The following is a 26509-nucleotide window of genomic DNA, read 5'->3' as shown; positions in this document are numbered from 1 at the left end:
AGTCATGGCTTAAAGGCAGCCATGACTTTTTATTTTTGGCTATCCATTAATTATCTGTTTTCGACGTGTCTCTACCTAGCGCTTGTTTAAGCTCAGCTAAATAGTTTTCGAAAGGCTTCCACTGCCCCATCCCCGTTTTGTATATAGGTTGGCGAACCTGTTCAGAGCTTGGCGTCTTAATCACACGTTTGGTTTGGTGAAATGCTAAGCATGCTTCTTCAAAGTCTAACCCACAAAAACCTAGAATGCGTTTAACCTGCCCTTCCAAATCATCCAGAACATCTTCGTGCTGTACAGTAAGAATGTCGCCAGGCAATACACTATGCCAATGATCCATAAGCTGTTCATAAGCATTATAGTAACGGCCAATATCGTCAAGCGAATAGCTAAACTCCTGCCCCTCACCGAATAACTGTTTGAAGCCACTAAAACAGCAGTCCATTGGGTTTCTGCGTGCATCAATAATTTTGGCGTTAGGCAGTATTCTTTTAATTAAGCCTATGTGAATGAAGTTATTGGGCATTTTATCAATGAAGAATGCCGCGCTCTGTCTGTACGCTTTCGTCTGCTGAATATATTGCTCACCTAGTTTTGACAGTGTTTCTTCATCTAATGCTGATACATTTAATGGGTAAGGTGTAGTCTGATGACTAAGTGACGACGCTATCCCTAATATATCGTGTAACTCCATGGTACCGTCAACTTGAGAGTGTGACGCTAATATTTGCTCAAGTAGTGTTGAACCAGCGCGTGGAAGGCCAACAATAAAAATAGGATCGCACGCTTGGCAGCCTAACGCTTTGTTAAAGCTCTCCCTCGTAAAAGCCTGCTGCTGAGCCTGTAATGCCTTCTCAGTTTTAGCAATATCAAACTGTAGCGTACGCTTTTTAAGACTATTGCCTCGCGCGTAGTACTCAAACGCGCGGGAGGCATTCGCTTTGTCTTCAAATCCCTTTCCTAATGCAAAGCAAATATGAATTTCATCATCCAATTTTGTCGCATCAGCATCTACCAGCGCGACCATTTGCCTAAGCAGGTCATCACTAAACCGATAGGTTTTTGTGTTCGCTAAGCTCCAGTATGCATCGCCAAAGTCCTTTTCAAATACAATGGCTTTCTCATACGCCTGTATTGCGTCGTCAATATCACCTTTAGCTTTCAGGGCATGCCCAAGTGCTACCCAAACTGCAGGCCTATCCTCGCTATCTTTTAGTAACTCTTTATAAAGGTAAATTGCATCTTCTAACTCACCAACACCAACCAGCGCGTGTGCCAAGCCTACTTTTACAGTGAAGTTGTCTGGTGATTGTCTGAGTCGCTTGTTCGCAACAGCCGCGGCATCAGGAAATTTACCCAGTTTAGACAATAAGTTCTGGTAGGCAGCGGCAGCTCTATCATTTTCTGGGTATAGCGTTACGCAGCTTTCTAATAGAAATTCAGCGTCGCTATATACTTTCAATTGAATCCCAATTTCCGCAAGTAACATCATTGCTTCAGGGTGATGCTCATGACTAGCTAGAAATTGTCGACATACTTGTTCAGCTTTGTGCAATTGCCCTTCGTGCATTAGATCTGTCGCACCTAATAACGGCTTGGGCAAAGATGTCAGAAATGCAATTTGCTGCTGACAAAGCGCTAGTGCTTGTGTTTGATCATCTGCTTTATACACTTTTTCAAGCTGAAGCCACGCCGTTAATAACGCCGGATTAAATCGTGTAGCCTGATAAAAACTATGCGCAGCCTTTTTGCGATCAGAAGCCAAGTAACAGTAGCCCTGTTCTTGGTAAGCCCGGGCGTAATTTGGGAAGTATGCAATGAGTTCATTTAACGTTTCGATGGCGCTGCTTACATCAGCCAATAGACGGTATGCTACCGCTTTTAAATATAGCACCTCTTTGAGGGTGTTTTGGCTTACCCCCAACGGGTCTTTAGCCCGTCGAAGTATATCGTTGCATCCAGAAATGACGGCCTGATGCTGTGATTGCATAAGCCCTTGCTTTAACTGCTGTATTTCTTTTTGTTCTTCTTGTGTCATTAAAAACGCCTGTTTTTAAATTAGCGTAAAAACAAAAAACGGCGAACTCATAGAGCTAGCCGTTTCAAAGTTGGGGGCGAACACACCTTCATTTAGTTAAAACTTATGAAGGCGTGTTGCCCCGGCACCGTTGTGTGCTAATCGTAAATCGCCAATTTAGCCTTACTAACTTAACCTTAATAGTAATCGTATGAGAAACGAAGGCCAATAGTACGCGGCCTATTTGTTACTACCTTAGGCGTGAATTGTTGCGTATCAATATTCAAAATTGCACGCTCATCAAACACGTTATCAATGTAAAGTTCGGCTTTCCATACGTCGTTTGTTACACCAACAGCAAGGTTCGTCAGGATATACGACTCCTGTACGTAGCGGCCACCACGGAATGTTTCACCATTTGAATCGGTATAAGTGACCCCTTCAAATACGTCAGCTTCTTGTTCAATCTTAAGACCTGAACCTGTGCCGTAAATAAGCGACGTTGCATCTTCCATTACATAGGCATCCATCACCATACCTGCTAAGCGATCGCCGGTATAACTTACAGAGCCGTTCACATACCCACGCTTATCACCCTCAAGCTCGAAGAAATAACGCGCATTAATGTTTCCAGAGAATTTCGCTGAGTATGGAAGCTCTGAGCCAACACCAGCCGCTATACCTTCAAGTTCTGAGTTTACGCGAGTTAATTCGGTATCTAATACGCTGAAAGCAGCATTAATAATAAGGTCATCAGTAGCAAGCCACGTCATGTCAGCATCAATACCTTTGATCTCTGCATCGCCCACGTTGTCGGTGAATACCAAGAACGAGATGTTAGTGGGGTCGAAGCGCGACGTTTGCAGTTCTTCAATTTCAGAATAATAGGCCGTAGCGTTTACTCGGAATTGACCATCAAAGAAGTCACCTTTAAGACCCAATTCGTAGTTATCTAGCGTATCCGTTGTTGAGTATACTGGAATACGGAAGTTTTCAAATTTACCAGACTGATTCGTTGCCAGGCCACCACCAACACGGTTAGTAACCGGAGGTCGGAAGCCTTCTGAGTAGTTAGCGAATAGTAATACGTCTTCGTTAACCTTCCAGTCTAGCGAGAACTTAAAAATAGTGTCGTCAACGGTTAGCACGCCGTTGTCGTCTAACAGGTCTACCTCTAACTGCCCGCTTTGAATAGCCGCTGCTACTGCATCAGGGTCTAGTCCAACGGCCGCAAGCTCGTCTGGGTCTTGTGTACCGAATGCACGAATACGTCGCGTTACGTCAACGGTTGACGTTGAGCCCACGTAGATATCATCGATTTCATACCAACGTGCGCCAATACTTGCTGTAATCGTATCGGTAATATCATACTCCAGCTGACCAAATACAGCGATTTGTTCAATGGTATGCGTGATATCGTTGATAAAGCTCACTTCAGAAGGGAAAGGGCCACCATCACTATTAATGCCTTCATTTCCTACTAGGGTGCGTTGAAGGTTATCAAACCCGAATGTCGTCATTTCTGTGTTGGCAATCTTGAACTGCCCAACAGTTGCAACTTCTTGTTCGTCATAGAACAATCCAGCAGTCACGCGCCATGGCGTATCCATGGTGGTATTGAAACGAATCTCGTGAGTAATACGGGTAGAAGATGTGTCTTCTTTATAATATTTGGTGGGGTCTAAGCAGCGTTCGTCTGCGGTGTTATCAGGCGTATCGTAGTGGTTACACACGTAATACGCAGAGAATAAGCCACCGTTTGTATAGCCTGTATAGTCCGCTAGCGTATCAATTTCGCGGTCTAAATAACCACCGGTATATACCACGTTTAGTTTTTCTAAACGCCCTTCAAGCGTCCACGTAGTTAAACCGAATTCGTCTTTGTTCTCTTCTTGCTGGAAACGCAGCGCAGAGCTTTCACCTTCAAGCGTAGGGTCGTAGGCAAATACACCTTCTGTGTCTAATGTCTGCTGGGTGTGCTGTACAAGCAAGTCCCAGTCGTCATTAAAATGATAAGACAATCCAAAACGTGCACCTGTGTACATCGCATCATTGAAGTCTTCTTCGACAAGGGCATCGTTTTGTGGAGAAACAACGGCCGCTTCGGTATTAGAATTGATATTGGGGTTGGTAATTCTGTTTGCGTCCATGCCCACCGGATCTGCTAATGGGCCACCTGAGATGCGGTCAATAACCACAGCACTGCCAATGTAGCCACCCTCGCCCGGCACATTCATGACGTTGTCTATCCAACCGCCTTGTTTGTCGTTGTACGCGGCAACACGAACAGCTAGGTCGTCGGTAAGCGGCATATTGAAATACGCTTGTACCGAGTTGCTCATTTCACCGTCTTTAGTAAAACCGATGTTGGTATCGAAACCTGCAGCGAAACTCGTATGCTCTGGTTTATTGGTGATTAAACGAATAGTACCCGCCTGAGAACTAGCGCCGAACAGCGTGCCTTGCGGCCCAGGAAGTACCTCTACACGTTGAACGTCTGTAGCGTAAACATCTAAATTACGCCCAGCCATTGATACTGGCATTTCATCAAGATAGAAGGCAACGGACGGCTGAAGCGCCTGTACCGAGGACAGCATAATATTAGATTGGGTTGTTGCAGCACCACGAATGTAGATTTCATTCTGTCCCGGACCTGTGCCCTGAAATACCACGTTAGGTAAGAATTCAACATAATCTTGGAAATTGTCTATCCCAAGATTTTCCAGTGCCTTGCCGTTAAGTGCAGTCACCGCAACAGGAACGTCTTGTATTGATTCACTTCTTTTGGTGGCGGTAACTTCAATGGTTTCGAGTTTAGCAGGCGCGTCTGATTCTTGCGCAGCCAAAGAGGTAGATGCCAATGCAGCGATGATGGCACAGCTAAGCTGAGTTTTTCGCATTTGTGTGTGTTTCCTTCAATTGGTTTTTATTCTTCGGACTGTGTTTACTTCATACACATATCAAAAAGATCATATATTACAATACAACAACTATAATTAATTTCTACACTAACGATTAATATTTAACCATAACGTAGTAAATAATAGCAGAAAGTCTAATATTGGAAGGTTATTTAGAAGCCAATGAGTACGAGGCAATGAGTAAAATTTTAAAATACATATAAATCGAATTATTTCATCTGATATTTATTAAAAGTGCTCCATGCTGTATATTTCGCCGTAATAACCTAGGTTGAAATAAAAGGTGAAAGGAAATTACTGCGTGATTGAGAACGAAAAAAAATCTCCACTCAATAAGCCGGTGTTTATAACGTCTTCTGCGTTAATCATCTGCTTACTAATCTTCGCTGCGGGCACGCCCGAACTTGCAGACTCTGTCTTCCAAAAATTACAAAGTGTAATTGTTTCAAATGGCAGTTGGTTTTACGTTCTAACCGTTACTATCATTGTTCTAGCAGTGGTGTATTTGGGCATGTCTCGCTATGGCGAAATTAAGTTAGGGCCTGACCACGCCACACCAGAGTTTAGTTTTGGTACTTGGCTAAGTATGCTGTTTGCTGCAGGTATGGGCATTGGGTTAATGTTTTTCGGTGTAGCTGAACCATTAATGCACTTTATGTCTCCGCCCACGGCACAGGCAGAAAGTATAGATGCCGTGCGCGAAGCGATGAAAACGACCTTCTTCCATTGGGGTATACACGCGTGGGCTATTTACGCGGTGGTAGCACTCATACTCGGTTATTTTGCCTACCGCCAAAACTTACCCTTAACCCTTCGCTCTGCACTTTACCCACTTATCGGCGACCGTATCTATGGCTGGCCTGGTCATGTGGTAGATATATTTGCAGTAACCTCAACGGTATTTGGTATTTCTACGTCGCTTGGCTTTGGCGCTTCGCAAGTTAACGCGGGCTTTAACTATCTGTTTGGTTTGCCCTCTAATACTGGTGTTCAAATTGCCATTATGGCTGGCGTAGTTGGTCTGGCGGTTATTTCGGTAACTACTGGTCTAGATAAAGGTATTCGTCGCCTTTCAGAAACCAACATGGTTCTGGCTATCATTTTACTGCTAATTGTATTGTCGTTAGGTCCAACGGTATTTTTGCTACAGGCCTTCATGCAAAACACAGGCGCATACTTGTCTGACATAGTACGAAACACCTTTAACTTGTACACCTATGAGAAAACCGACTGGATTGGTGGCTGGACTATCTTCTATTGGGGCTGGTGGTTAGCATGGGCGCCTTTCGTAGGTCTATTTATAGCGCGTATCTCGTTCGGCCGAACTATTCGCGAATTCGTTATGGGCGTTCTACTTATCCCTTCTGCGTTCACGCTATTTTGGATGACCGTATTCGGTAACGGTGCTATCGACCAAGTATTAGTGCAAGGAAAAGACGTACTGGCACAAATGGTTAACGACGATACCTCCGTTGCGTTATTTGTATTCTTAGAGCAGTTTCCATTTGCGTCAGTTCTTAGTTTTATTGCCGTGCTTATGGTAATTATATTCTTTGTAACCTCGTGTGATTCTGGCGCAATGGTAGTTGATATGCTTTGCTCCCACGGTGAAAACGATACGCCGTTGTGGCAACGCGTGTACTGGGCGCTTGGAGTAGGTATAGTCAGTTCAATACTTCTTTATGCTGGCGGACTAGGCGCACTCCAAACAATGACAATTGCAGTTGCCCTGCCATTTGCTATTGTGCTGCTCATCGCTATTTCCGGTTTGCTAAAAGCACTGAGGATTGAGTCTTACAAACGAGAAAGTCTACAGGTAATGGCTGGTACGCCTTTACATAACGATTCAGATAAAAACTGGAAAGACCGATTAGAAAACATCGTTACTTTCCCTGATGAAAATGCGGTTCGCCGATATGCAAATAAGGTGGTGATGCCTGCACTAACAGAAGTTGGTGAAGAGTTTAAGTCTCAGCAGTTTGATATAAAAATTGAAGATACTGCCGAAGCACTTATTCTGACCGTTGATATGGGTAACGACCCAGAATTTATCTATGCGGTATACCTAGTGCCGACAGAACAGCCTGAATTTGGTCCAAGCGATACAGCAACACTGGACGAAAACAAAAAGGCAACGTACTATCGCGCCGAGGTTCACCTGAGTGAAGGTGGTCAGAACTATGACATTATGGGTTGGTCGAAAATCTCAGTCATTAATGACGTAATCGATCACTACCATAAGCACCAACATTTTATTCATTTGCTTAAGTAACCAACTGGTTACGCATTTGTTGGAAGTAATATGCGAAAAGAAGAAGAACTATTAGTGGCACTACGGCGCGTTATTCGCGCTGTAGACCTACGCAGCAAGCAGCTAAGTAAACACGTGGGTTTGACAGGCCCGCAACTGTTAGTAATGCAAAATATTGAAGAGCGCCCTGGCATTATGGTGCGTGAAATTGCGGAGAATATTAATTTAAGCCCTGCAACTATAACCAATATTTTAGACAGACTAGAATCTAGAGACTTAGCTACGCGCATTAGAAGTACGCAGGACAAGCGTAAAGTGGGCGTGTTTTTGACCGAGCGCGGAAAAGAAGCGGTGGTAGACGCCCCGCGCCCGCTTCAGGAACACTTTGTCGAGCGTTTTTCTCAGTTAAAAGAATGGGAGCAAAGCCAAATGGTAGCTACCGTTCAGCGTATTGCTAGTATGATGGATGCCGAAGATATTGATGCCTCACCTTTCTTGGAGCTAGGCAGCATTTCAGAAAAAAGCTAATAGCTTCTATCTTTTCTAAAAAAATGGCCTTCAATATGAAGGCCATTTTTGTATCTGTAATAAACGTATATTGCATGGTGCGAAACTAGGACTTCGCTTTCAGCGGGTTTACTTTTCCACCGGTAATTTTGTCTGCCCTACCTTCTTCTTTGGCCTTTTCAGCACGACGTTTTCGAATCTCTTTAGGATCAGCTATCAGCGGGCGATAAATTTCAATTCGATCGCCGTCATTAAGCGTATCTCGCAGTTTAACAACCCGGCTCCATATACCCACTTTTGTGGCTTTTAAGTCGATTTCGGGAAACTGCTCGAGCACGTTAGATGCATTAATCGCCTCTTCTACCGTCGCATTTTCATGAATAGCAACATCAATGATAGTTTGCTTGGTGGGCAGTGCGTAGGCAACCTCAATATTGATGAGCTTATTACTCATGCGTACACACTCCGCGCTCGGTCTGTGAAAGCTGTAACCATACTAGTAGCTAAACTGTTGAACACTTTTCCGAATGCCATCTCTGCCAGCTTATTACTGAATTCAAATTCAAGGTTAAGCTCTATTTTACACGCTTCTTCAGAAAGCGCTGAAAATGTCCAGCCGCCAGTTAACGAACGAAACGGCCCGTCTACTAGCTGCATTTGAATACTTCTGCCTGGCTCTAGAACATTATGTGTTGTAAACCACTGTTTGATACCGGCTTTTGCAACAAGCAAAGATGCTTTCATGCTTTGCGTTGAAGTGTCGAGGATTTTACTATCGGTACAGCCTGGCAAAAACTCAGGGTAGGAAGCTACATCGTTGACTAAGTTAAACATGGCTTCTGCGCTATGAGCTACAAGCGCGCTTCTATGAATACTTGGCATTGATCCCACTACAATTAAAACTCTTGGCAGCATTGTATCACAGAAATTTTGTATCGCTTGTATTCGGTTTTGAGCCAAATGCCCCAATATAAGATAACAATGACAACTAAAGACATTCCTTTGAACAATCAGTATAATAGCCAGCATGAAAAAGAATAAAGCCAACAAAAACACCTCAGGAAATATCGCGCAGAACAAAAAGGCGCGTCATGACTATTTCCTAGAAGACAAGTTCGAAGCCGGACTTGAGCTTCAAGGGTGGGAAATTAAAAGTATTCGTGCCGGTAAAGTAAACATTACCGACGCGTACATCATTATCCAAAATGCCGAAGCCTATTTGGTAGGCTGTAGAATTAGTCCGCTAAATCAGGCATCTACCCACGTAATTGCTGCGCCTGAACGCGCGCGCAAACTCTTGCTTAAAAAGCGTGAGATAGATCGCTTAATGGGCGCCCGTGACCGCCAGGGCTACTCGATTGTTGCAACGTCTATGTATTGGAAAAAGTGTTGGGTGAAACTAGAAATTCACTTAGCTAAAGGTAAGCACGCTCACGACAAGCGCGACACTTTGAAAGATAAAGACTGGCAACGCCAAAAAGAAAGAATGATGAAACACAGCGTTTAACGCTGTGTTTTCATATGTGATGCTATAAAATAAACGTGATTTTGGCTGATTTTTCTAAAGCAGCCTTTTAAAAAAACCTTACCTAAACGGTAGTGGCGTTAGCCTACATCTCGTTTGGTCATCTTCTTTCGATGCAGCATATCAAGAATAAGACTCCAAAGCGGTGACGGGTTTCTTAGCGTGGTTAGGTTATTTCCCAATCGCCTAAGCTGTCGTCGCACCATCGCCATGTTCGCAAGACTTGCTAGCGATTTATCTTTCCAAGTGCAGTGTGGAATAATGCCGGAATAAGTCCATTCTTGCTGCCACTTTTTGGCTAGGTCGGGCGTAATGGCTAGTGCACTGGCTAAGCCTACCATCGCGCAGCCCTGCTCTATCACCTCTTCTGCCACTTCGGCCCGTTTAATACCGCCCGTGGTCATAAGTGGAATATGGGTTTTACTCACTAAAGCCTGTGCGAATTCTAGAAAGTATGCCTCTCTGGCAAGGGTGGTATCGTCCCGGGTTTGGCCCTGCATGGCAGGCGCTTCATAACTACCGCCGGATAGTTCGACCACATCTACACCCAAGGCTTCTAAGCGGTTTACCACTTCACAAGCATCGTCAAAAGAAAACCCATTCTTTTGAAAATCAGCAGAGTTAAGCTTTACCATAACAATAAAGCTTTTAGCGCAAACCGCTCTAACTTGGCTGACTATGTTTATCAACAGACGCGCGCGGTTAATAATAGAACCGCCCCACTCATCTTGACGCTGATTAGTAAGCGGAGATAAAAATTGTGTAAGCAAGTAGCCGTGAGCTGCGTGTATTTCAACGCCATCAAAACCAGCTTTTTCAGCTTGCTTAGCCGTTTCGACAAAGCGCTTGCATACATCATGGATGTCTTGGCAGGTCATTTCTCGGGGCTGAGCAAATAGCTTAGAGTGTTTGCCCATATCCAGCGGCACAGCAGAAGGCGCTATAGCTTTGCCCTGCATGGCTTTAAATACTTGGCGACCAGGGTGATTAATTTGCATGATGGCTAATGCGCCATTCGACTTAATGATCTTCGCCCACTTTTGAAACGGTGCAATATCGGTATCTTTTTCTAGTGCAACACCACCTGGCCCTGTCATAGCTGCTTTATCAACCATAACATTACCCGTAATTACCATGCCTAAATTACCATGGGCCCAATATCGATAAAGTGAATATAAAGACTCACCGGGAATGTTTCCCATGCTCGACATATTTTCTTCCATTGCAGCTTTAACAAGACGGTTTCGCGCTGTTACGCCACACGGCAGGGTATAAGGAGAATACAATATGGAATCTGAAGACATTTACACTACAAGCCTTTTAATTATGCTGACGTACTTTAATGGTTCTTGCCGCTAAATGCATCCTTACATGGGTACTTATTCCTTAAAAATTCGCTAAAAAATTATTAAGCAGATTGTTCTTTTAATTAAAACATAAAGCTCTCTTTAAGCTTTCTTACCCTTTTGTTCACACGGGCCCTTGAAATTCAGAGTATCTAACCACACATTAGTGATAAGTCGATAATAGACTCGCTGTTACGAAGGTAATTTTGTTTTCTAAGCTCGCATAGTAAGCTTTTGAAAACATAAGTGTTATTTTTGGTTGTTTTATAGCCAAACCCTTAAAATTTAAAGCGTTTTCTAAAAGAAAGCATTTAATGACGTAACATTTGTGCTATTATTGAAAATCACACTCGGGGCTGATTAGGATTCGACAGGATCTAGGAAGCCGGAGGTGCATGCAGAGGAGCGGTTGGCCTCTTAAAAAAGCCGCATTTAAATAGTCGCAAACGACGAAACTTACGCACTAGCCGCTTAATAACCGGTATAGGCCCTTCCACCCTAGTCTCTTCCTGCTAGCGGGGATTCGGAAGGTCATCCAAGTAGGATAGCGAGGGAACCTTGTCTAAGGGTGAACCGCGAAATAGTATTAGGCCAGCTGCAAGGAAATCCTGTTTGTCGGAGTTCCAAGCAGTTAAATAAATGACAAACTAAGCATGTAGTACCAAAGGTAGACATTTTCTGGACGCGGGTTCAAATCCCGCCAGCTCCACCAATTCAATAAATTAAGACGTCCTATGACGTCTTTTTTTATGCCTGCAACAACGTAAAATCAATAACTTAATGTATTTTAACGTTCAATAGCTTCCTCTAGCTTCTTTGATCTTTAGGTACACCATTGGGTACACTACGCAAACTAGATGAAATTGGTGTACCCATTATGGCAAAAGTTACTACACGGCTATCTGATAAAGAAATCAAATCTGCAAAGCCAAGCGAAAAAGAATATAACCTGTTTGATGGTGATGGCCTGCGAATTCGTATTAAGCCAAATGGTTCTAAAAATTGGATATTTAACTACTACAGACCTACCAGCCGTAAAAGAGCTAATCTCAGTCTAGGTAAGTACCCTGACCTATCACTAGCTAATGCTCGTAAAGCGACGCTTGAAGCAACCGAGTTACTTGCCCAAGGCATCGACCCGCAAGAAGAGCGAAAACGTCAGCAGCAGGAATATAAGTCTGTCCACCAGCATACTCTCAGCAACGTTGCTAAAGAATGATTTGAAATTAAAAAGGACGATATTACACCTGACTACGCGGTTGATATCTGGCGCTCTTTAGAGCTACACATATTCCCTTCAATATCGAAAGTTCCGGTAAGTGCTATTACTGCCCACAAATTATCGATTTACTTAAGCCAATTGAGGCTAAAGGAAGTTTAGAAACAGTAAAACGCTTATCACAGCGCCTAAATGAAATAATGAACTTCGCTACAAACTGTGGATTTATTCAAGCTAACCCACTTGAAGGAATTAAAGCAGCGTTTAAAAAGCCGAAAAAGGAAAACATGGCTGCACTTAAGCCAGCAGAACTACCCGAACTTATGAGTGCAATTGCTAACGCTAGTATCAAGCGAACCACACGCTGTCTTATTGAGTGGCAACTGCACACTATGACAAGGCCGAGCGAAGCATCTGGTGCTATGTGGAAAGAGATTGATATGGAAAGTAAGGTTTGGACAATTCCGTCGGAATGTATGAAAAAACGCAGAGATCAGCGTATTCCACTTACTGACCAGATGATGGCACTTCTTGAAGTTATGAAACCAATCAGTGGCCATCGCGAGTTTATATTCCCTTCTGACCGTGACCCGAAAAAGCCATGTAATAGCCAAACAGCAAACATGGCTCTTAAACGTATGGGCTTCGCTGGTCGTTTAGTTAGCCATGGCCTGCGTTCATTAGCGAGCACTACGCTAAATGAACAAGGTTTTGACCGCGATTTAATTGAAGCAGCACTTGCGCACGTAGACGATAACCAAGTACGGAGTGCTTATAACAGAACTGATTATCTTGAGCGCCGAAGACCGATGATGACTTGGTGGAGTGGGCACATCCAAGAAGCGGCAATTGGGAGTTTTTCAGTATCTAGTGCCGTGCACCTGAAAGTTATATAAGCTAATTGGCTGTGTTAGGCCCCTTTAGACAAAGAGCAGACACTCAGACTGCTGACTATGATCTTTGATTTTGTGCCATTTGCAGACATTGAAGCTTGCCATAGCAACATCAAGTATATTGCACTAAGGTATACCATGGACACGAAATCAGGAGGATTAAATGGCTCGGAAAAAATTTGGTGATTTTTCACTAAATACTATATTAGCATGGACAGCCCTAGTTACTATTGACTTATCTGTAAGCGGCTTCGCCAATCAATATTATGTGCTCAAAGGATTTGGTTTGAGTTTCTTAGATTACGCAGATATAGACGATCTTATTATAGGCTCGATTAACCTTTTTAAATGGTATAAATATTTTAATACTAGAATTGTAATAATAGGATCGTTTGTTATTTGTTTAGTGTTTTTGTGATTTTTTATTTAATGACATTAGGATTAGAAAAAGCAATACCCTCCGAGGCTGAACCGGACAAGTAAGTCATACATATATTGCCGCTTGGGCTTCTCACCTTTTGCATATATTCTATCTCAGCCGCAATTGCCGAGAATCAGGTAAAAGATATTAATGCGGGGAAAGATTGCAATGTTGAGGTTCAGTTGCGGCTACCTAATGATGTTTTTAAGAGTCGCGAGGAGGGGACGAATTTGTTCCCCATCACAGCGTTAAACTCAACATATTTTTTCTTGGAAGCAAAAAAAATAATCGCTAATGGCGATAAGAAAGGTAGACTTGAACGTATAGCAGTGCACTCGTTACCGTTTGAAAATATCGCACAGATCATTACTCTTTGCGACGAAATTTTAGTATCAAACGAATAATGCCCCCCTGGTAAGAACAGCCAGACATGCTTTTCATGCGATTGATTGGAGGGCATAAAGCTTCTAATATCAGAACCACTTAAATCATACGCTTTGCATTGCCGATAGTCGCTCAATGGTGTCATTAAAATCTTTATAAGCCAACGACCGAGATACGTACGGAGTCGCCTACTAGTTTTGTATACAAACTTTCTAAAATTCGGTGAAAATTCCTAATGATTACTAAGTTACTTCAAAATCCACCTGCTTTATTTTATATCCTATTTGGCTTGACAGCAGGACTTATGCTAGGTGGAGGACTAGTTTATTTTGGACCTGACTATGCTGTTGATTTTCTCATCAATGAATTTAAGGGATTAGCTTTTGGTTTAGTGTTTTTTCTACTTCTATCTGGCTTATTGTATTTAAGCAGAGGAAAGTTATTCAATGCTGTTATCGGAGAAAAAAAATACTCCTTAGCTGATTTTAGTAATCAAGCATTAAGCGCTTTAACAAGTTTTCTACCAGATAAAGTCCAGAGCACCCAAGCTATAAGTGATTTAAGAATCACTATGAAAATCGCCACAAACTATATATCGTCAGCATTAATAATCAAGCTATTTACAAACCTTACATACTCAATATTCGCATCAATTATTGGCCTGCTGGGGACTCTCTTGCTAGTAAAGCAAAATGAAATAATGGAACGGGAGAATTTTGTAAAAAATTTGGATCTTCCAGAAAAAATTTATCAGATGATGGCTACAAACTCAGATAATAAATTTGCTGATCTTACTAGTGATTTGTTTTATTTCAAAGATGGAGTTCAAGGTGAAATTAAGAATTTGACAACTGCTCCAAGTTTCACATCATTGAAATATTCTGCTGCGCCAAACCAAATATCAATGTATTCCAAAGGGAAAATTATTGAAGAAGACATTATAGACATATCAAAGCTTCTTCTAACTAGACGCGAAGGAGCATCTGTTTATGGTGCAGCTAAAATTCTTCAAGAGCTCAATTATGATTTTTGTGAACAACATACGGAAATCAAAATAGATGGGCTATACGAGCCTGATAGTTTCGATCTAATAAATAAAGAACCCTTGGCAGTATCAATAACCAATTCAGCTCTGGTTTTTCAAAAAACAAATAAAATTTTAGATGGAAAATTAGTATCAGATATAAATGACTACGCCATTTGGAATAGCTTAATTGTATTTAATGTGGATGAATCTGATACTTTACCAAATATTACAGCTTTTGAATCTTTATTGTATATAAAGGATAACGAATTTAATCCTTTTAATCTTTCGCGCATGGCTCTCCAATACTCTTTAGTCATGGTTAATAATGAAAAAGTAAAGAATGATTTAATAAAGTATTTTGAGAAGAATAGATTTGGCAAAGATGCCCCTACTCCTGAGAGTTGCAATGTGATTGGAAAGCGAGCTTTCATATTGGTTGAACAACGACCCAATGTAATAACTGTTGATGAGATGAGAGAATATTGTGGTAGAGCGTCTTTTCCTGGAGGTTGGCACTGCGATTTAACTGAATCGCCAATAGTTAAGTAGACATATTATAACCTTACATTGGAGTGGACCTAAATCCAATTCCTTGACGTCCGCTCCACTTACCGAAGCAGTCCTTAACCATATAGATCATGAATGGCAGCTTTTGGCACAGAAATGACTGTCAGATTTAGTCGAGCAAGAGAGAGACTTTATTAGTATGAGAACAAAAGCTGCTCTCCGAGAGAAGAAAGAGCAAGGCGCAATACTCGGAGGGTTGCGGGATAAGACTAACGCTCGAAACAAAAGAAAAATTATTGATGCTGACAAGCGTGCATTAAGCCTAGCACCAATTCTGAGCCCGATGGTTCAAGCCAAACTAAGTTACAGAGAGATGGCCAGCAGGCTCAACGAAATAGGAATAAAAACCGAAAGACAAAACCAATACTCTGCACAGACAGTTAGGAACATTGTAAAGCGCTATCAAAGCCTTGAAACGAAAAACTCGCACCTCAAATATTCACCTTAGGCGCACATCGTCTAATAGCGCTTGGTATGTCAGGAGAGCATGATATCGTAAATTCTTCAATTACAGCTCGACAGCAAAGCTCGGCCAATTCCAAGACAAAAAAGTGGTTAATCGTTATTGGTCCCTTGGATTCATACTTATAACGCCATACAACGAACGCGTTATTGCAATTTTCCAATTGGATATCAAAATCCTCCCAACGGCTTCGAAGTTCATTCGCAATTGATACTTTGTGATCGGAAGGCAAACTGTCAAGGAGTGGTTTAATTTTATGCCCCCACGCCTTCGACTCGTGCTTTACATGTATAGACTTCAAAGCTAGCTCTATGGCAAACATAGCGTTCATTAACGAAGCGCTCCCCGAGATACCAGAGCCCTTGGATGAACAAAAGTATGAAGCTCTATAATAACCTAGAGAGTCAATAGCCATGCCCTCAGCTTTTATGTCAACTGATAATGTCATCAATCATCTCGTCATTGTTTTTGTGGTATTAACGTGTTGGTTACTTATTAATTCGGTCGAGTATCTCTGATGAATCAAGTCTCATTTAATAAACTTGTCAAAGGAGTAGTCCGGTATTCAAAAACCTCTTTCCCTTGAATAGATTGATATAGAATTACAAGCCGTAGTCGTTTTATAATCTCTTTATTAAAAATTGAGAATGCTTCCTTATCTAAATCATCTATTGAAGCACCATTTTTCTTGGTCACGGACATTACAACCCTACTCTCACCAGCAGAAAATGCGCTTACATTCGACATTTCAGCTAGGTATAGTTTAAAGTCGCCAGTAAAGCTTTTGGTCATGAACTTAGCGACCTCATCAGCACTTACCTTTTTTTCATCCCACTTAAATTCGTAACTAACTAACTTCGCAGGCCCGAGTCCTTTATTCATAAGGGAGAATGAAAGCGATAGTTTCTCATGGTCTCTTTCTAGAAAATCGCATATAAAAGGCTTGATGGATGCAAGGTGATGCTTTTTGTTCCAAACGTGCTGTCTCCATGCGACAAAAAAGCTTAAAGCTGCAGCAAGAGCCGCAAAAAACTCCGTCGTTAGCACTGACGTCAACCAACTCCAAACAGCCATTAAATTTTCCATATTCAATCACTCTAATTAAACTTTACGTTTTGTAACCTTAGGCTACATGTTATAAGCATGTAACGAATAAAAAGTCTAAGTTAAGCAACGTCTTCGTTAACTCTTACAAACTTGCAATCTTCAAGCAGTCTATATGTTTTTATATTTACTAACCATTCTCTCTATTCTTTCTAGGAAGCGAGTGAAGTCACCTTCACTCCATTGCTTTGTGTAATCTTCCCTCAACGTAAAGCTCATTAGAATACTTCCGACATCTGCTGACAAATGTTTTAGAATGTAAAGCTCTCTCCGTATAGAGATCAGTTCCTGGCAGACAATCCCCCCGAAACTAACAATTGAAGCCACTCCGTCAAGAGCTGATTTATAGAAATGCGCGTGAATTGCACTCAGAGTATTCTCTTCATACCACTCTGACACACACGATTGTTGAGTGATTCGCCCTAGTGTCCTATTTGACAGCTCTTCTGGTGAAATATTAGGAGAAAGCTTCCGTTTAAGTTCCGCTTCTAGCGAATATGCGAAGGTCTTCGAGTCTATCTTTAGTAAAAGTGAATGAGGAGATGGGTTACGCACTAACGAATAAAACGCTTCCTGTCGTCGTATAGGAAATTTGGTAACTCCTATTTTGACTAACCCATAATCATTGTATTCAAAGCAATAAACATAAAAGCTCATTTTCACCTCCAATCATAAGAACTTTGAAGGTGACACAATTACAACGCGTAAGCAATTGTATTAATTGAACTTTATGTATTATAGCATTGACATTGAGAACTTCTTCCCTAATTCCAGACTTCGTAAAGAGCAAATTTCAATGGATGTCGTATTTGCTTGAAGGTAGAAGTTAGCATTGTCCATTTTTGACTGATGGATTCACGAATAGTTGAATGGCGAACGCCTGACTCATATTTGAAAAAGCAATTTTAAAGACTACTGATATCACGATTTGAGCGTTGCCAATCAGATAACATTTTGCACATTTGAGGCTAGATCAGCATATAACGCCATTATAGAATGGTGAGTGATAAAAAATTTAATAATGTTAAAAAGGGAATTTTATGTTCGGAAAGACCAATCCTAAAAAGGTACATCCAAGCAGGTGGTATATAAAGACTTTCAACCCATACACTGTGACCGACTCATTTAACAAAATTGACTATGACATCAACTCCTTATTCGCTGCATACGAAAATAAAGCGCTAACTCTGTGGCATGAAGGAAGATATTTAACAACTCTCGAAATTTCAAAAAACGAGGCCAACCGACTTTTTGAAGTTCATAAGTTAAATAGGTGCAAGACGTCAGTGCCTTTAAACTTTTCAGTCATTTTCACATCTAGGAATGGAACAGAGTTTTTCTTTATTGGAAAAGACTTGTGTACGAAAGAGCATGCGTTCTCCGTTGAAAGGTTAAGTTTTACAGAGACCCAAGGTTCGTTAAATGTGTCCGTAGATGGTAAAAACATCGCTGTTTTCGAATCAGATAACGAAAAGGAAACGTTTTACAGAGCCCAAAAAGATGCAATGTCCATCGCAGAAGCGAAAATGGATAGCCAAAGCTTAGAAGATTCAAAAGCGATTTCGGCTCTTAGGACGGCAGAGAGAGCCAAAGCAGAAGAAGCTGAAAAGAAAAGAGAGCAAGAGGCCGAATTTAGAAGAAATGGATATAACCACATAATTCTAACCACCGAGTCGATTTCACCATTTGCTGTTCGTAAAAGATTGGGAATCGTAACTGCCGAATACGTCTACCGCTCTACGATTTTATCTTCATTAGTAGCCGAGATAAGCAGTATCGGCGAGACCAGACAATCGTCTACGCAAAACGCTCTCAAAGAGGCTCGGGCCATGGCCTTAACCGAATTGAGACGTGAGGCGCATAATCTAGGCGCAGACGCCGTTGTAGCTGTAGATTTAGACTACAGCGAGGTAGCTGGCGCAGGTAGTCCTATGATGTTCCTCGTGGCGAGTGGAACCGCAATAGAGATTGATAAATGATAGATTAAAAAGGTTGATTCGCGAACCCTCGCCAATAAACAGGTATCACGATTAAGTGTCACGATATCTACCGAAAAAGATTTGCACTTAACTATAAGTAACTGTAAATTCTAGGTTAATTATTAACCTCTGAACTAGGTGGCACTTCCCGCCAGCTCCACCAATTCAATAAATTAAGACGTCCTATGACGTCTTTTTTTATGTCCACAACAACGTAAAATCAATAACTTAGCGTATTTTAACGTTCAATAGCCTCCCCTAGCTTCTTTGATTTCTAAGCTGAATACGCAAAGTTGGCTATCTCTCTTACATACTTAACGTTAGACAATAATACCGAAGGTTTTTAATTGGCCGTGTATGATGAGTGTTGTAGAACAAGGAAGTAATATATGCCAAGAAACAAAACTAATTTTATCGATTTACTTGTTGAATTACCTTGGTGGGTGTCGGTAATACTTTCAGCAAGCGCTTACGTAATCATGGTGTATGGATTACCAAATGTACAAACCGATAACCCAATGATAGCCATGATGTTTAACGCGTTTGTAATCCCCGCGCCGTTCATTGCCGCAATGATTTTACTAGTTGCACCGTTTGCATACTTCAATTCACACCGCAAAGTTAAACAATTAGATACGCAACGTAGTCTAGATACTATACGCGATCTGCATTGGCGTAACTTTGAAGAGCTTGTGGCTGAAGCCTATCGTCGCCAAGGATACAGAGTTACAGAGGGAGGTTACGGTGCAGACGGTGGCATTGATTTGGTATTAAGAAAAGGTGATGAGATAACACTTGTTCAATGCAAACAATGGAAAGCGCAAAAAGTTGGTGTGAGTGTGGTACGTGAGATGTTTGGTGTGCTCACTGCAAGCAATGCTAGCCGTGTTTTCATTATTTGTTCTGGTAAATTCACACAACAAGCAATCGATTTCGCGTTAAGCAAACCTATTACTCTATTGGGCGCAGATGAGCTACTTTCCCTCATTCAAAATGTGCAATCTCAAACTACGTTAGAGACTGCTAAACCAGCAGTCTGCCCAAGATGCGGAAGCGAGCTTGTAGAGCGTCAGGCAAAACGCGGGACTAACGCCGGCAACCGCTTTTTAGGTTGCTCTAGCTTCCCCAAATGTCGTTACACCGAATAATTTATCTATACGGGCGAAGTTGTTAGCGGCAAGCTCGGTGCGCTAAACAGTATATCGCTGCCCGCGACCACACCGACCACTAACATACTCCGACGTTTTACTGGATAAAGTATCTTATTCGAAAGTTACTAAGCCCTAGTCTGCTTTGCGGTTTAGGCTGATTAAGCAGATAGCCAATAATAACGTTGCAATCATACCTGAAGCGCCAGCTACACCTGATGGTAGAAAGCCATCACGACCAAATATGATTAGTATGGTATTGGCAAACATAGCGACTCCGCCTGCTATAGCAGTAAGGCCACCGATCGCTTTACCGCCTTTTGCCACAAAAGATAGCCCGAAAACGACGGCTGCTAGTCCTAATAATAATTTAGCCGCGTAGTAAATCATGAAAGACAAAGACACTACGCCGCCAATTAAAGGTTTAGCGCCTTCTACTGCACCAGCAACTTGGCCGAAGGTTGAAAATAACGTTAGGCCAATACTTACCTGTACTATATTCAGAACGGCGCTTAAAGTAATTGCCGACCAGCCTAGCTGCGCGTTTTTTGCTTGCACCATAGCGGTACTAGCAAAAGCAGCTAGCACGGTAAAGATTACGGCTTCAAATCCCCAGGCATACTGCCGTGAAAAGCTAATTCCACTGCTGTAAAGCGCTGTAAAAACAGCCTGTGTTATTGCTAATAGCAGTAATAGTGATGCGGTTATTTGAATAGTGCGCTTATGAGTAAATTCCATTATGTCTCTCTTTTCTTTTAGATATGTAAGTAGCATTTACTGATGTTGCTATAAGACAGGTATAGCTAATTAATAATTTCACTAAATTTGGTAAAAATTGAAAATCATCTATAAAGAGAGGAAACTTAATCTATAGAGATAGCTCACTACCAATCGGCATGTCTTTTTCATTTAAATCTTCAACACTTTTCTAGTTAAGCACTGCTTTTTCCTTTAGATTGGTCATTCCACTCTCACTTAAGAGTAAAACGTATTCCCATCCAATTAGTTATAATATAACATTGCTCGCAAATTTCTGTAACAGCACGTTATACAATGCAAACAAATTCAGTAATATGCGCAGATGCGCTTACCGTGCGCGTTGAAAACCGCACGCTTTTAGATAATCTAAACTTCAACGTTGGTAAGGGCGAAGTTTTCGCGCTTTTAGGCGGAAACGGTGCCGGTAAATCTACTACGCTTAAAACCTTTTTAGGTTTGATGAAGGCAAGCAGTGGTAGCGCTACTGTGTTAGGTCACAACGCCACTACTCATCCTAACGATGTTCAAAAGTCAGTCGCTTACTTACCTGAATCTGTAACGCTTTATGGTCACCTTTCTGGCTTAGAAAATATCCGTTACTTTCTTTCTGTAGCTGGTGTAGAAAAATCAGACGAAGACATTTTTGCGGCACTTCGCAAAGTGGCTCTTCAAGAAGATTCATGGAATAAGGCGTTATCAAACTACTCAAAAGGTATGCGCCAGAAAACCGCAATTGCCCTTGCTTTACTGCGCAATGCACCAGTGCTGTTTTTAGATGAGCCCACGTCAGGCTTAGACCCTGCCGCTATTGACGAATTTAATGCGTTGGTTTCTGAGTTAGCGGCCAACGGCGCTACCATTTTTATGGTAACTCACGACGTGTATGGTGCTTGCCAGGTAGCTCACCGTATTGTGCTTTTAAGTAACGGTAAGCTAACCGGCTCTTTCGAGCGTGTTGGCGATACGCCTATTGATACTGAAGCGGTACACGCAGCATTTGCAGGGCGCAAAGCATGATATTTAATGTAGTTAAAACCATTTGTGCAGATCAGTGGCGATATTGGCTGCGCACGAAAGTCGCTGCTACGGTACTCTTGCTAGGGGCCATACTGACCCTTGCGGCATTGGTTGTGAATGCATTTCACATTGAAGAGGCCGCGCACGCTAGAGAGCACCTTCAAACTGAAGCGGAAGAGCGTTTTAAAGCACAGCCTGATAAGCACCCTCACCGCATGGTGCATTATGGTCACTATGTCTTTCGTGCCCCTACTCCATTAAGCGTAATCGAACCTGGGGTAGACACCTACACGGGTAACGCTATTTTCTTAGAAGGGCATCGCCAAAATAGCGCCATGTTTGCAGAGCAACGACAATCAGCCGGACTTACCCGTTTTAGCAGCTTAACCCCAAGCTTTCTGGCGCTAGTGCTTGCTCCACTGTTTATTATCCTTATTGGTTACGGTAGCGTTTCGCGAGAGCGCGAAACGGGAACACTTACCTTGTTGTTGTCACAAGGAACGACTCGCTGGCAGCTAATGTTAGGTAAGCTATTAGCGTTAATTGCAGCTAGCGGTTTGTTTTTACTCCCTATGCTTCTGGCCTGCTTGTACGTGGCTTTTTCAAGCGAAAGCGCGCTTGTAGTACTGTTATTTTGTTTAAGTTACGCCGTTTACTTCTTGCTATGGGCTACCGTTGTAACTGCGTGTTCAGCGTTATTTGATAAAAGTAGCGTTAGCTTCACCATGCTTATTGTTATTTGGATGGCCGCATGTGTGTTACTTCCTCGTCTTGGAAGCAGCGTAGCGACAAACGCCGCCCCCTCGATGGGCAAGCTTGAAGCGGACTTCAAAGTAGAAGAAAAGCTTCGTAGTTTAGGCGATGGTCATGACGTTAACGACCCTGCATTCAAAAAGCTAAAAGAAGATTTGTTAGCGAAATACAATGTCGATTCTGTTGACGACCTTCCCGTTAACTTCCGCGGTGTTGTTGCTCAGTACTCAGAAGGCAGACAGGCAAAAGTGCTTAATGAATTTGCCGAAAGCAGAATGGCAGAAGAGTTAGAGCAAGCACATATTGCACGTCAGTTTGGCTGGCTATCCCCTACCGTCGCCGTTCGCTCTATCTCAACACTGTTAGCAGGCACCAGCCTTGAAACCCATCATCGTTTTTTACGTGAAGCTGAGGCTCTGCGTCTTGATTTCGTTCAAGGGCTTAATAAAGTGCATGTTGAAAAGCTGGATTACAAACTCGACATGAACCGCAACGCAAGCGAAGAAGCGGCTGATAAAGCGGTTGTCGGCGCAGACAATTGGGCGTTGCTTTCGGAGTTTAATTTTAAGCCAGAAGCAGCAAGTACACGCATTTCATACGCGCTTATTTACTTTTTACAACTGTTTGTTTGGGTAAGCATTACCGCCTTGCTTTTAAAAGCGGCTGTTAGGAGGTTAAACCCATGATGCGTTTTACCGATCTTAAACGTGAAGCTAATTTTGTGTTTGGTCACCGCCAATTAAAGCTTACGTTATTAGTCGTTTTTCTTTTAAGCACGGTGTCTTTGTGGTCGGGTTATGCAGAGATGCAGGAGCAACAAGCCACTATTGAACGTTTATTAGAAAAAGACCAAGTAGAGCGTGAAGCCGTTATCACTCACCAGTCTAACTATGGCATGGTTGCTTATTACGCTTTTCACCTGACTTATGCCCCCCCTTCCCCGCTGGCTTTTGCAGCCGTAGGCGAAAGAGACGTATTTCCTTGGAAGCATCGCATACGCATGCTGGCATTAGAAGGGCAAATTTATGAGAGCGATACAGATAACCCAGAGCTTGCGTTTTTAGGGCGTTTCGATTTTGCCTTTGTGACCAGTGTTTTGCTGCCGCTATTTATCATATTGCTACTTTACGATTTAAAAGCGAAAGAACGTGAAGCTCGTCGTTTTGATTTACTCAACGTAACTGCGCGTAATTCACATGCTATATGGACGGCACGAGTAATCGTCACATTGGTTCCTTTAGCGCTTGTTACTCTTGTTCCGTTTGTTGTGTTCGGGTTAATTAATGGTGCATCTTTGGCTTCTATATTAACCGTTTGCGCAATAGTAATAGGTAATATTGCGTTATGGAGTGCCATTGTTCTTGCGATTGGCGCCGCAAAACGTTTTGCAAATTTCAGTGCAACGCATCTTGCCTCTATTATGCTAGGCGTTTGGCTTGTAACCACCGTTATTGTGCCCGTGACCGCACACACGGTAATTAATGCGATGGTTGAAACACCTGAAGGCGGCGATATTGTGCTTACCCAACGCGAAGCGGTAAATAGCGCATGGGATAAGCCTATTGAAGACACTTGGACTCCATTCATTGCTACTCACCCGCAGTGGACCGACTACACAACATTTGACCCTGAAAGAGACAGCTCATTTAATTGGAAATGGTACTACGCATTTCAACAAGTGGGCGACCAAACGGCCAGCGAATTGTCGGAAGACTATCAAGCAGCCACACTTCAAAAAGACAATATCGCCAGTTACGTAGCCTTGCTTTCGCCGTCTTTGCTTACCCAACGTTTATTATCAAGCGCTGCTGATACTAACGTTGAAGCTATGGTGGGCTACGAAAACGACGTACGTGCTTTTCATAATGCGCTGCGAGAATTCTATTATTACCACCTTTTTAAAGACCCTGAATTTTCTCAGGAAAGCTTTGAAGCTCTACCACAATTCACACCAAACACTAAAACCTCACACAAAAACCGCACAGGAAAAGAAGAATGAAAACTTGTTGGGTGAAAACATCACTTGCAGCCACTATATCGGCGCTGCTCAGCACATCGGCTTTAGCACAAAGCGATGACAGCCAAAATGAAGCTGATGTTGAGAAAATTACCGTACACGGTATGCATCGCGCGTATCAAGGGGCTTTTGAATATAAAGAAGTACCTGCTGCAGCACAAGATATAGACTTAGGCTTACTTAGTGATGCCGGTGCTATTAATTTGAATGACGCACTAGACCTGTCGGCATCTGTAGCACGCCAAAATAATTTTGGAGGCCTGTGGAATAGCTTTGCCATTCGTGGCTTTTCAGGTGACGAAAACTTACCTAGTGGTTTTTTGGTAAACGGTTTTAATGCAGGTCGCGGTTTCGGCGGCCCTCGTGACCTATCAGGCATCGATCACGTAGAAGTACTGAAAGGCCCGAAAGCGGCCCTGTTTGGCCGTGGTGAACCGGGTGGCGCAATTAACCTGGTAACTAAACGTCCTCAGTTTCGTGAAGGTGGTGAAGTTAAAGCCACTTACGGAAGCTGGGAGCAAATGCGTGTTGAAGCTGACGTACAAACCGTTACAGGCGCGTCGGAAAATGTTGGCGTACGACTCGTTGGTTTTTATGAAGACGCGGAAAGTTTTCGCGATACAGTAGAAACCGAACGTTTTGGGTTTTACCCTTCGGTAACCTGGGAAGCGTCGGCAGATACTACAGTAACCTATGAGTTAGAGTACACCGAACAAAAGATTCCGTTTGATCGCGGTGTAGTCGCTATTGACGGCGAGTTGGGCCATCAGCCCATTGAAACCTTTACTGGCGATCCGAATGGCGACACTATTGATACCGAAGTTGTTGGCCATCAAATTGAGATTTCGCACAAGCTTGCTGATGACTGGAACTTACTGTTAGGTGCTGGGCTGCGCGATACTACGTTTGAAGGTAATGCGCTTGAGAATAACTTTGGCGGCCGTCAAACGCTATTTATCGACCCAGATCAAGCCTTGTTATCGCGCTTTAAACGCTATCGTAATTTCGAGACAGATTATCTTGTTTTACGTGGCGAAATTGCGGGTGAATTTGAAACTGGCTCACTTACCCATCGCGTAATTATTGGTGCTGACTACGACAAATTTGAAAACGATCAGGTAATTCTGCGCTATCGCCCGCCGTTTTTCTCAAGTGATACTGACATCAACGATTTAGATTTAGATCAGTACCTTGTGGTCGATATATTTAACCCTGATTACACACCCCTTCCCGATGTTGAGCTGTCTGACAATCTAGACCGCTTTGAAGTTCAAAAAGCCTGGGGCGTTTATTTTCAAGATCAGATAAACCTAACCGACAAACTTCAAATTCGTTTAGGTGGCCGTTTTGATAAGTTCGAGCAGGAAATTGATAATCGCTTAGCAAGTCCGGTAAGCACAACCTCGCAAGATGATACCCGTTTCTCGCCGCAAGTGGGTGCCGTTTATGTGTTTAACGACAGTACCAGCGTGTATGCCACCTACGGCGAAGGCTTCCGTCAGTTAACAGGTTCAGACTTTGCGGGTAATCCTTTCGAGCCGAACGAATCAGAATCTGCTGAAATTGGCCTTAAAACCGATTTAACGTCTATGTTCGACAGTGTGCGCGGCGACATCACGCTTTCACTATTTAATATTGAACAAAGCAATATCCTAGTGTTTGATGACAGCGAAGAAGCATCAGACGGCTTTTTCTTAACTCCAGCAGGCGAAGCGCGAAGCCGTGGGATCGAGCTAGATATTAACGCTGAATTTGAAAATGATATTTCGCTATGGGTTTCCTACACATTTGTTGATGCAGAAAGTACAAATGATGCAGCAGATGCTAACTTTGTTGCAGCCATTGAGTCTGGCGACCCGCTCATTAACGTTCCAGAAAACCAGCTTAGTATTCAACTGAGTAAAGGTTTTTCTTTGGCTGATATGCCAGTGCGCATAGGTTCTGGGCTGTTATACGTTGATGAACGCTTGGGGCAAACCGCCACGGACTTCTACCTACCTAGCTATACTACGGTACGTGCGTTTGCTGAAATAGAGCCAGTTGAAAACCTATCGGTTAAAGTGGCAGTAGATAACCTGTTTGATAAAGAGTTTTACACGAACTCTTTCGCTGATGTGTGGGTTGAGCCCGGTGCACCGCAGCGTTTTAGACTAACGGCTGCCTATCGTTTCTAAGCGCCTACGGCGCTTAGCTA

20 protein-coding genes, 1 other RNA gene and 1 pseudogene are annotated in these 26509 nt (G+C 42.7%); 15 read left to right on the top strand and 7 right to left on the bottom strand.

The window, feature by feature from the left end:
• Positions 1 to 46 precede the first annotated feature (46 nt).
• Complete coding sequence (locus ACYX4W_RS12165) at positions 47 to 2035, bottom strand: tetratricopeptide repeat-containing sulfotransferase family protein (protein ID WP_476073372.1); 1989 nt, start codon at positions 2033 to 2035, stop codon at positions 47 to 49.
• A 176-nt stretch (positions 2036 to 2211) separates the two neighbouring features.
• Positions 2212 to 4914 (bottom strand): TonB-dependent receptor, encoded by a 2703-nt coding sequence (locus ACYX4W_RS12160; protein ID WP_476073371.1) that lies wholly within the window; start codon positions 4912 to 4914, stop codon positions 2212 to 2214.
• 322 nt (positions 4915 to 5236) lie between these two features.
• Between ACYX4W_RS12160 and ACYX4W_RS12155 the strand changes: the two genes are divergently transcribed.
• Entirely contained in the window at positions 5237 to 7207 is a 1971-nt protein-coding gene (locus ACYX4W_RS12155) for a BCCT family transporter (protein ID WP_476073370.1), read from the top strand.
• Positions 7208 to 7237: 30 nt separating this feature from the next.
• A complete protein-coding gene (locus ACYX4W_RS12150; protein WP_012518305.1) occupies positions 7238 to 7714 on the top strand; it encodes a MarR family winged helix-turn-helix transcriptional regulator in 477 nt (158 codons plus the stop codon).
• A gap of 85 nt (positions 7715 to 7799) precedes the next feature.
• Here ACYX4W_RS12150 and ACYX4W_RS12145 read toward each other — a convergent pair whose 3' ends face one another.
• Together ACYX4W_RS12145 and ACYX4W_RS12140 are read right to left on the bottom strand one after the other, a co-directional pair.
• Positions 7800 to 8147 (bottom strand): RnfH family protein, encoded by a 348-nt coding sequence (locus ACYX4W_RS12145; protein ID WP_179983285.1) that lies wholly within the window; start codon positions 8145 to 8147, stop codon positions 7800 to 7802.
• A complete protein-coding gene (locus ACYX4W_RS12140; protein ID WP_476073369.1) occupies positions 8144 to 8575 on the bottom strand; it encodes a type II toxin-antitoxin system RatA family toxin in 432 nt (143 codons plus the stop codon). Before ACYX4W_RS12140 ends, ACYX4W_RS12145 begins: the two co-directional genes overlap by 4 nt.
• Positions 8576 to 8720: 145 nt before the next feature.
• Between ACYX4W_RS12140 and smpB the strand changes: the two genes are divergently transcribed.
• Positions 8721 to 9200: an SsrA-binding protein SmpB gene (smpB, locus tag ACYX4W_RS12135; RefSeq protein WP_179983283.1), complete on the top strand. Its 480-nt coding sequence runs from the start codon at positions 8721 to 8723 to the stop codon at positions 9198 to 9200.
• A gap of 98 nt (positions 9201 to 9298) precedes the next feature.
• Here the strand turns inward: smpB and ACYX4W_RS12130 are convergent, their stop codons facing one another.
• On the bottom strand, positions 9299 to 10522 hold the full coding sequence (locus tag ACYX4W_RS12130) for an NADH:flavin oxidoreductase/NADH oxidase family protein (protein ID WP_476073367.1): 1224 nt from the start codon (positions 10520 to 10522) through the stop codon (positions 9299 to 9301).
• A gap of 394 nt (positions 10523 to 10916) precedes the next feature.
• On the opposite strand from ACYX4W_RS12130, the gene ssrA reads away from it, so the two are divergent.
• The 6 genes and pseudogenes from ssrA (at position 10917) to ACYX4W_RS12100 (ending at position 15523) form a co-directional block, all read left to right on the top strand.
• Positions 10917 to 11276: a transfer-messenger RNA gene (gene ssrA, locus ACYX4W_RS12125) on the top strand.
• A 123-nt stretch (positions 11277 to 11399) separates the two neighbouring features.
• On the top strand, positions 11400 to 11783 hold the full coding sequence (locus ACYX4W_RS12120; RefSeq protein WP_476073366.1) for an integrase arm-type DNA-binding domain-containing protein: 384 nt from the start codon (positions 11400 to 11402) through the stop codon (positions 11781 to 11783).
• Between the two features lie 6 nt (positions 11784 to 11789).
• Positions 11790 to 11983 (top strand): annotated as a pseudogene (locus tag ACYX4W_RS12115) (phage integrase central domain-containing protein); the annotation flags it as partial.
• Positions 11984 to 12679: a tyrosine-type recombinase/integrase gene (locus tag ACYX4W_RS12110; protein ID WP_476073365.1), complete on the top strand. Its 696-nt coding sequence runs from the start codon at positions 11984 to 11986 to the stop codon at positions 12677 to 12679.
• A gap of 1037 nt (positions 12680 to 13716) precedes the next feature.
• Positions 13717 to 15057, top strand: coding sequence for a hypothetical protein (locus ACYX4W_RS12105; RefSeq protein ID WP_476073364.1), 1341 nt, complete (start codon positions 13717 to 13719; stop codon positions 15055 to 15057).
• Positions 15058 to 15214: 157 nt separating this feature from the next.
• Complete coding sequence (locus tag ACYX4W_RS12100) at positions 15215 to 15523, top strand: recombinase family protein (protein WP_476073363.1); 309 nt, start codon at positions 15215 to 15217, stop codon at positions 15521 to 15523.
• Between the two features lie 537 nt (positions 15524 to 16060).
• On the opposite strand, the gene ACYX4W_RS12095 is transcribed toward ACYX4W_RS12100, so the two are convergent.
• Positions 16061 to 16624: a hypothetical protein gene (locus tag ACYX4W_RS12095; RefSeq protein ID WP_476073362.1), complete on the bottom strand. Its 564-nt coding sequence runs from the start codon at positions 16622 to 16624 to the stop codon at positions 16061 to 16063.
• 1304 nt (positions 16625 to 17928) lie between these two features.
• On the opposite strand from ACYX4W_RS12095, the gene ACYX4W_RS12090 reads away from it, so the two are divergent.
• A complete protein-coding gene (locus ACYX4W_RS12090) occupies positions 17929 to 18621 on the top strand; it encodes a YbjQ family protein (RefSeq protein WP_476073361.1) in 693 nt (230 codons plus the stop codon).
• A 389-nt stretch (positions 18622 to 19010) separates the two neighbouring features.
• Entirely contained in the window at positions 19011 to 19769 is a 759-nt protein-coding gene (locus tag ACYX4W_RS12085) for a DUF2034 domain-containing protein (RefSeq protein WP_476073360.1), read from the top strand.
• A 135-nt stretch (positions 19770 to 19904) separates the two neighbouring features.
• On the opposite strand, the gene ACYX4W_RS12080 is transcribed toward ACYX4W_RS12085, so the two are convergent.
• On the bottom strand, positions 19905 to 20507 hold the full coding sequence (locus tag ACYX4W_RS12080) for a thiamine biosynthesis protein ThiC (protein ID WP_476073359.1): 603 nt from the start codon (positions 20505 to 20507) through the stop codon (positions 19905 to 19907).
• Positions 20508 to 20822: 315 nt separating this feature from the next.
• Here ACYX4W_RS12080 and ACYX4W_RS12075 point away from each other — a divergent pair, with 315 nt between their 5' ends.
• Genes ACYX4W_RS12075 through ACYX4W_RS12060 form a run of 4 tightly spaced genes read left to right on the top strand, consistent with a single transcriptional unit; the run spans position 20823 to position 26489 of the window.
• Positions 20823 to 21545: an ABC transporter ATP-binding protein gene (locus tag ACYX4W_RS12075; protein WP_269916491.1), complete on the top strand. Its 723-nt coding sequence runs from the start codon at positions 20823 to 20825 to the stop codon at positions 21543 to 21545.
• Positions 21542 to 22984: an ABC transporter permease gene (locus ACYX4W_RS12070; RefSeq protein ID WP_476073358.1), complete on the top strand. Its 1443-nt coding sequence runs from the start codon at positions 21542 to 21544 to the stop codon at positions 22982 to 22984. The genes ACYX4W_RS12075 and ACYX4W_RS12070 overlap by 4 nt, the downstream gene beginning before the upstream one ends.
• The gene (locus ACYX4W_RS12065) at positions 22981 to 24297 is read left to right on the top strand and encodes a DUF3526 domain-containing protein (RefSeq protein ID WP_476073357.1); all 1317 of its coding nucleotides are present in this window, start codon (positions 22981 to 22983) and stop codon (positions 24295 to 24297) included. The genes ACYX4W_RS12070 and ACYX4W_RS12065 overlap by 4 nt, the downstream gene beginning before the upstream one ends.
• A complete protein-coding gene (locus ACYX4W_RS12060) occupies positions 24294 to 26489 on the top strand; it encodes a TonB-dependent siderophore receptor (RefSeq protein ID WP_476073356.1) in 2196 nt (731 codons plus the stop codon). Before ACYX4W_RS12065 ends, ACYX4W_RS12060 begins: the two co-directional genes overlap by 4 nt.
• The last annotated feature ends 20 nt before the right edge of the window (positions 26490 to 26509 follow it).

The sequence above is a fragment of the Alteromonas sp. ABH4_454 genome (assembly GCF_056311775.1).
Note: the sequence above shows the minus strand (reverse complement) of the source record. Positions and strands in the feature narration are given on the sequence as shown.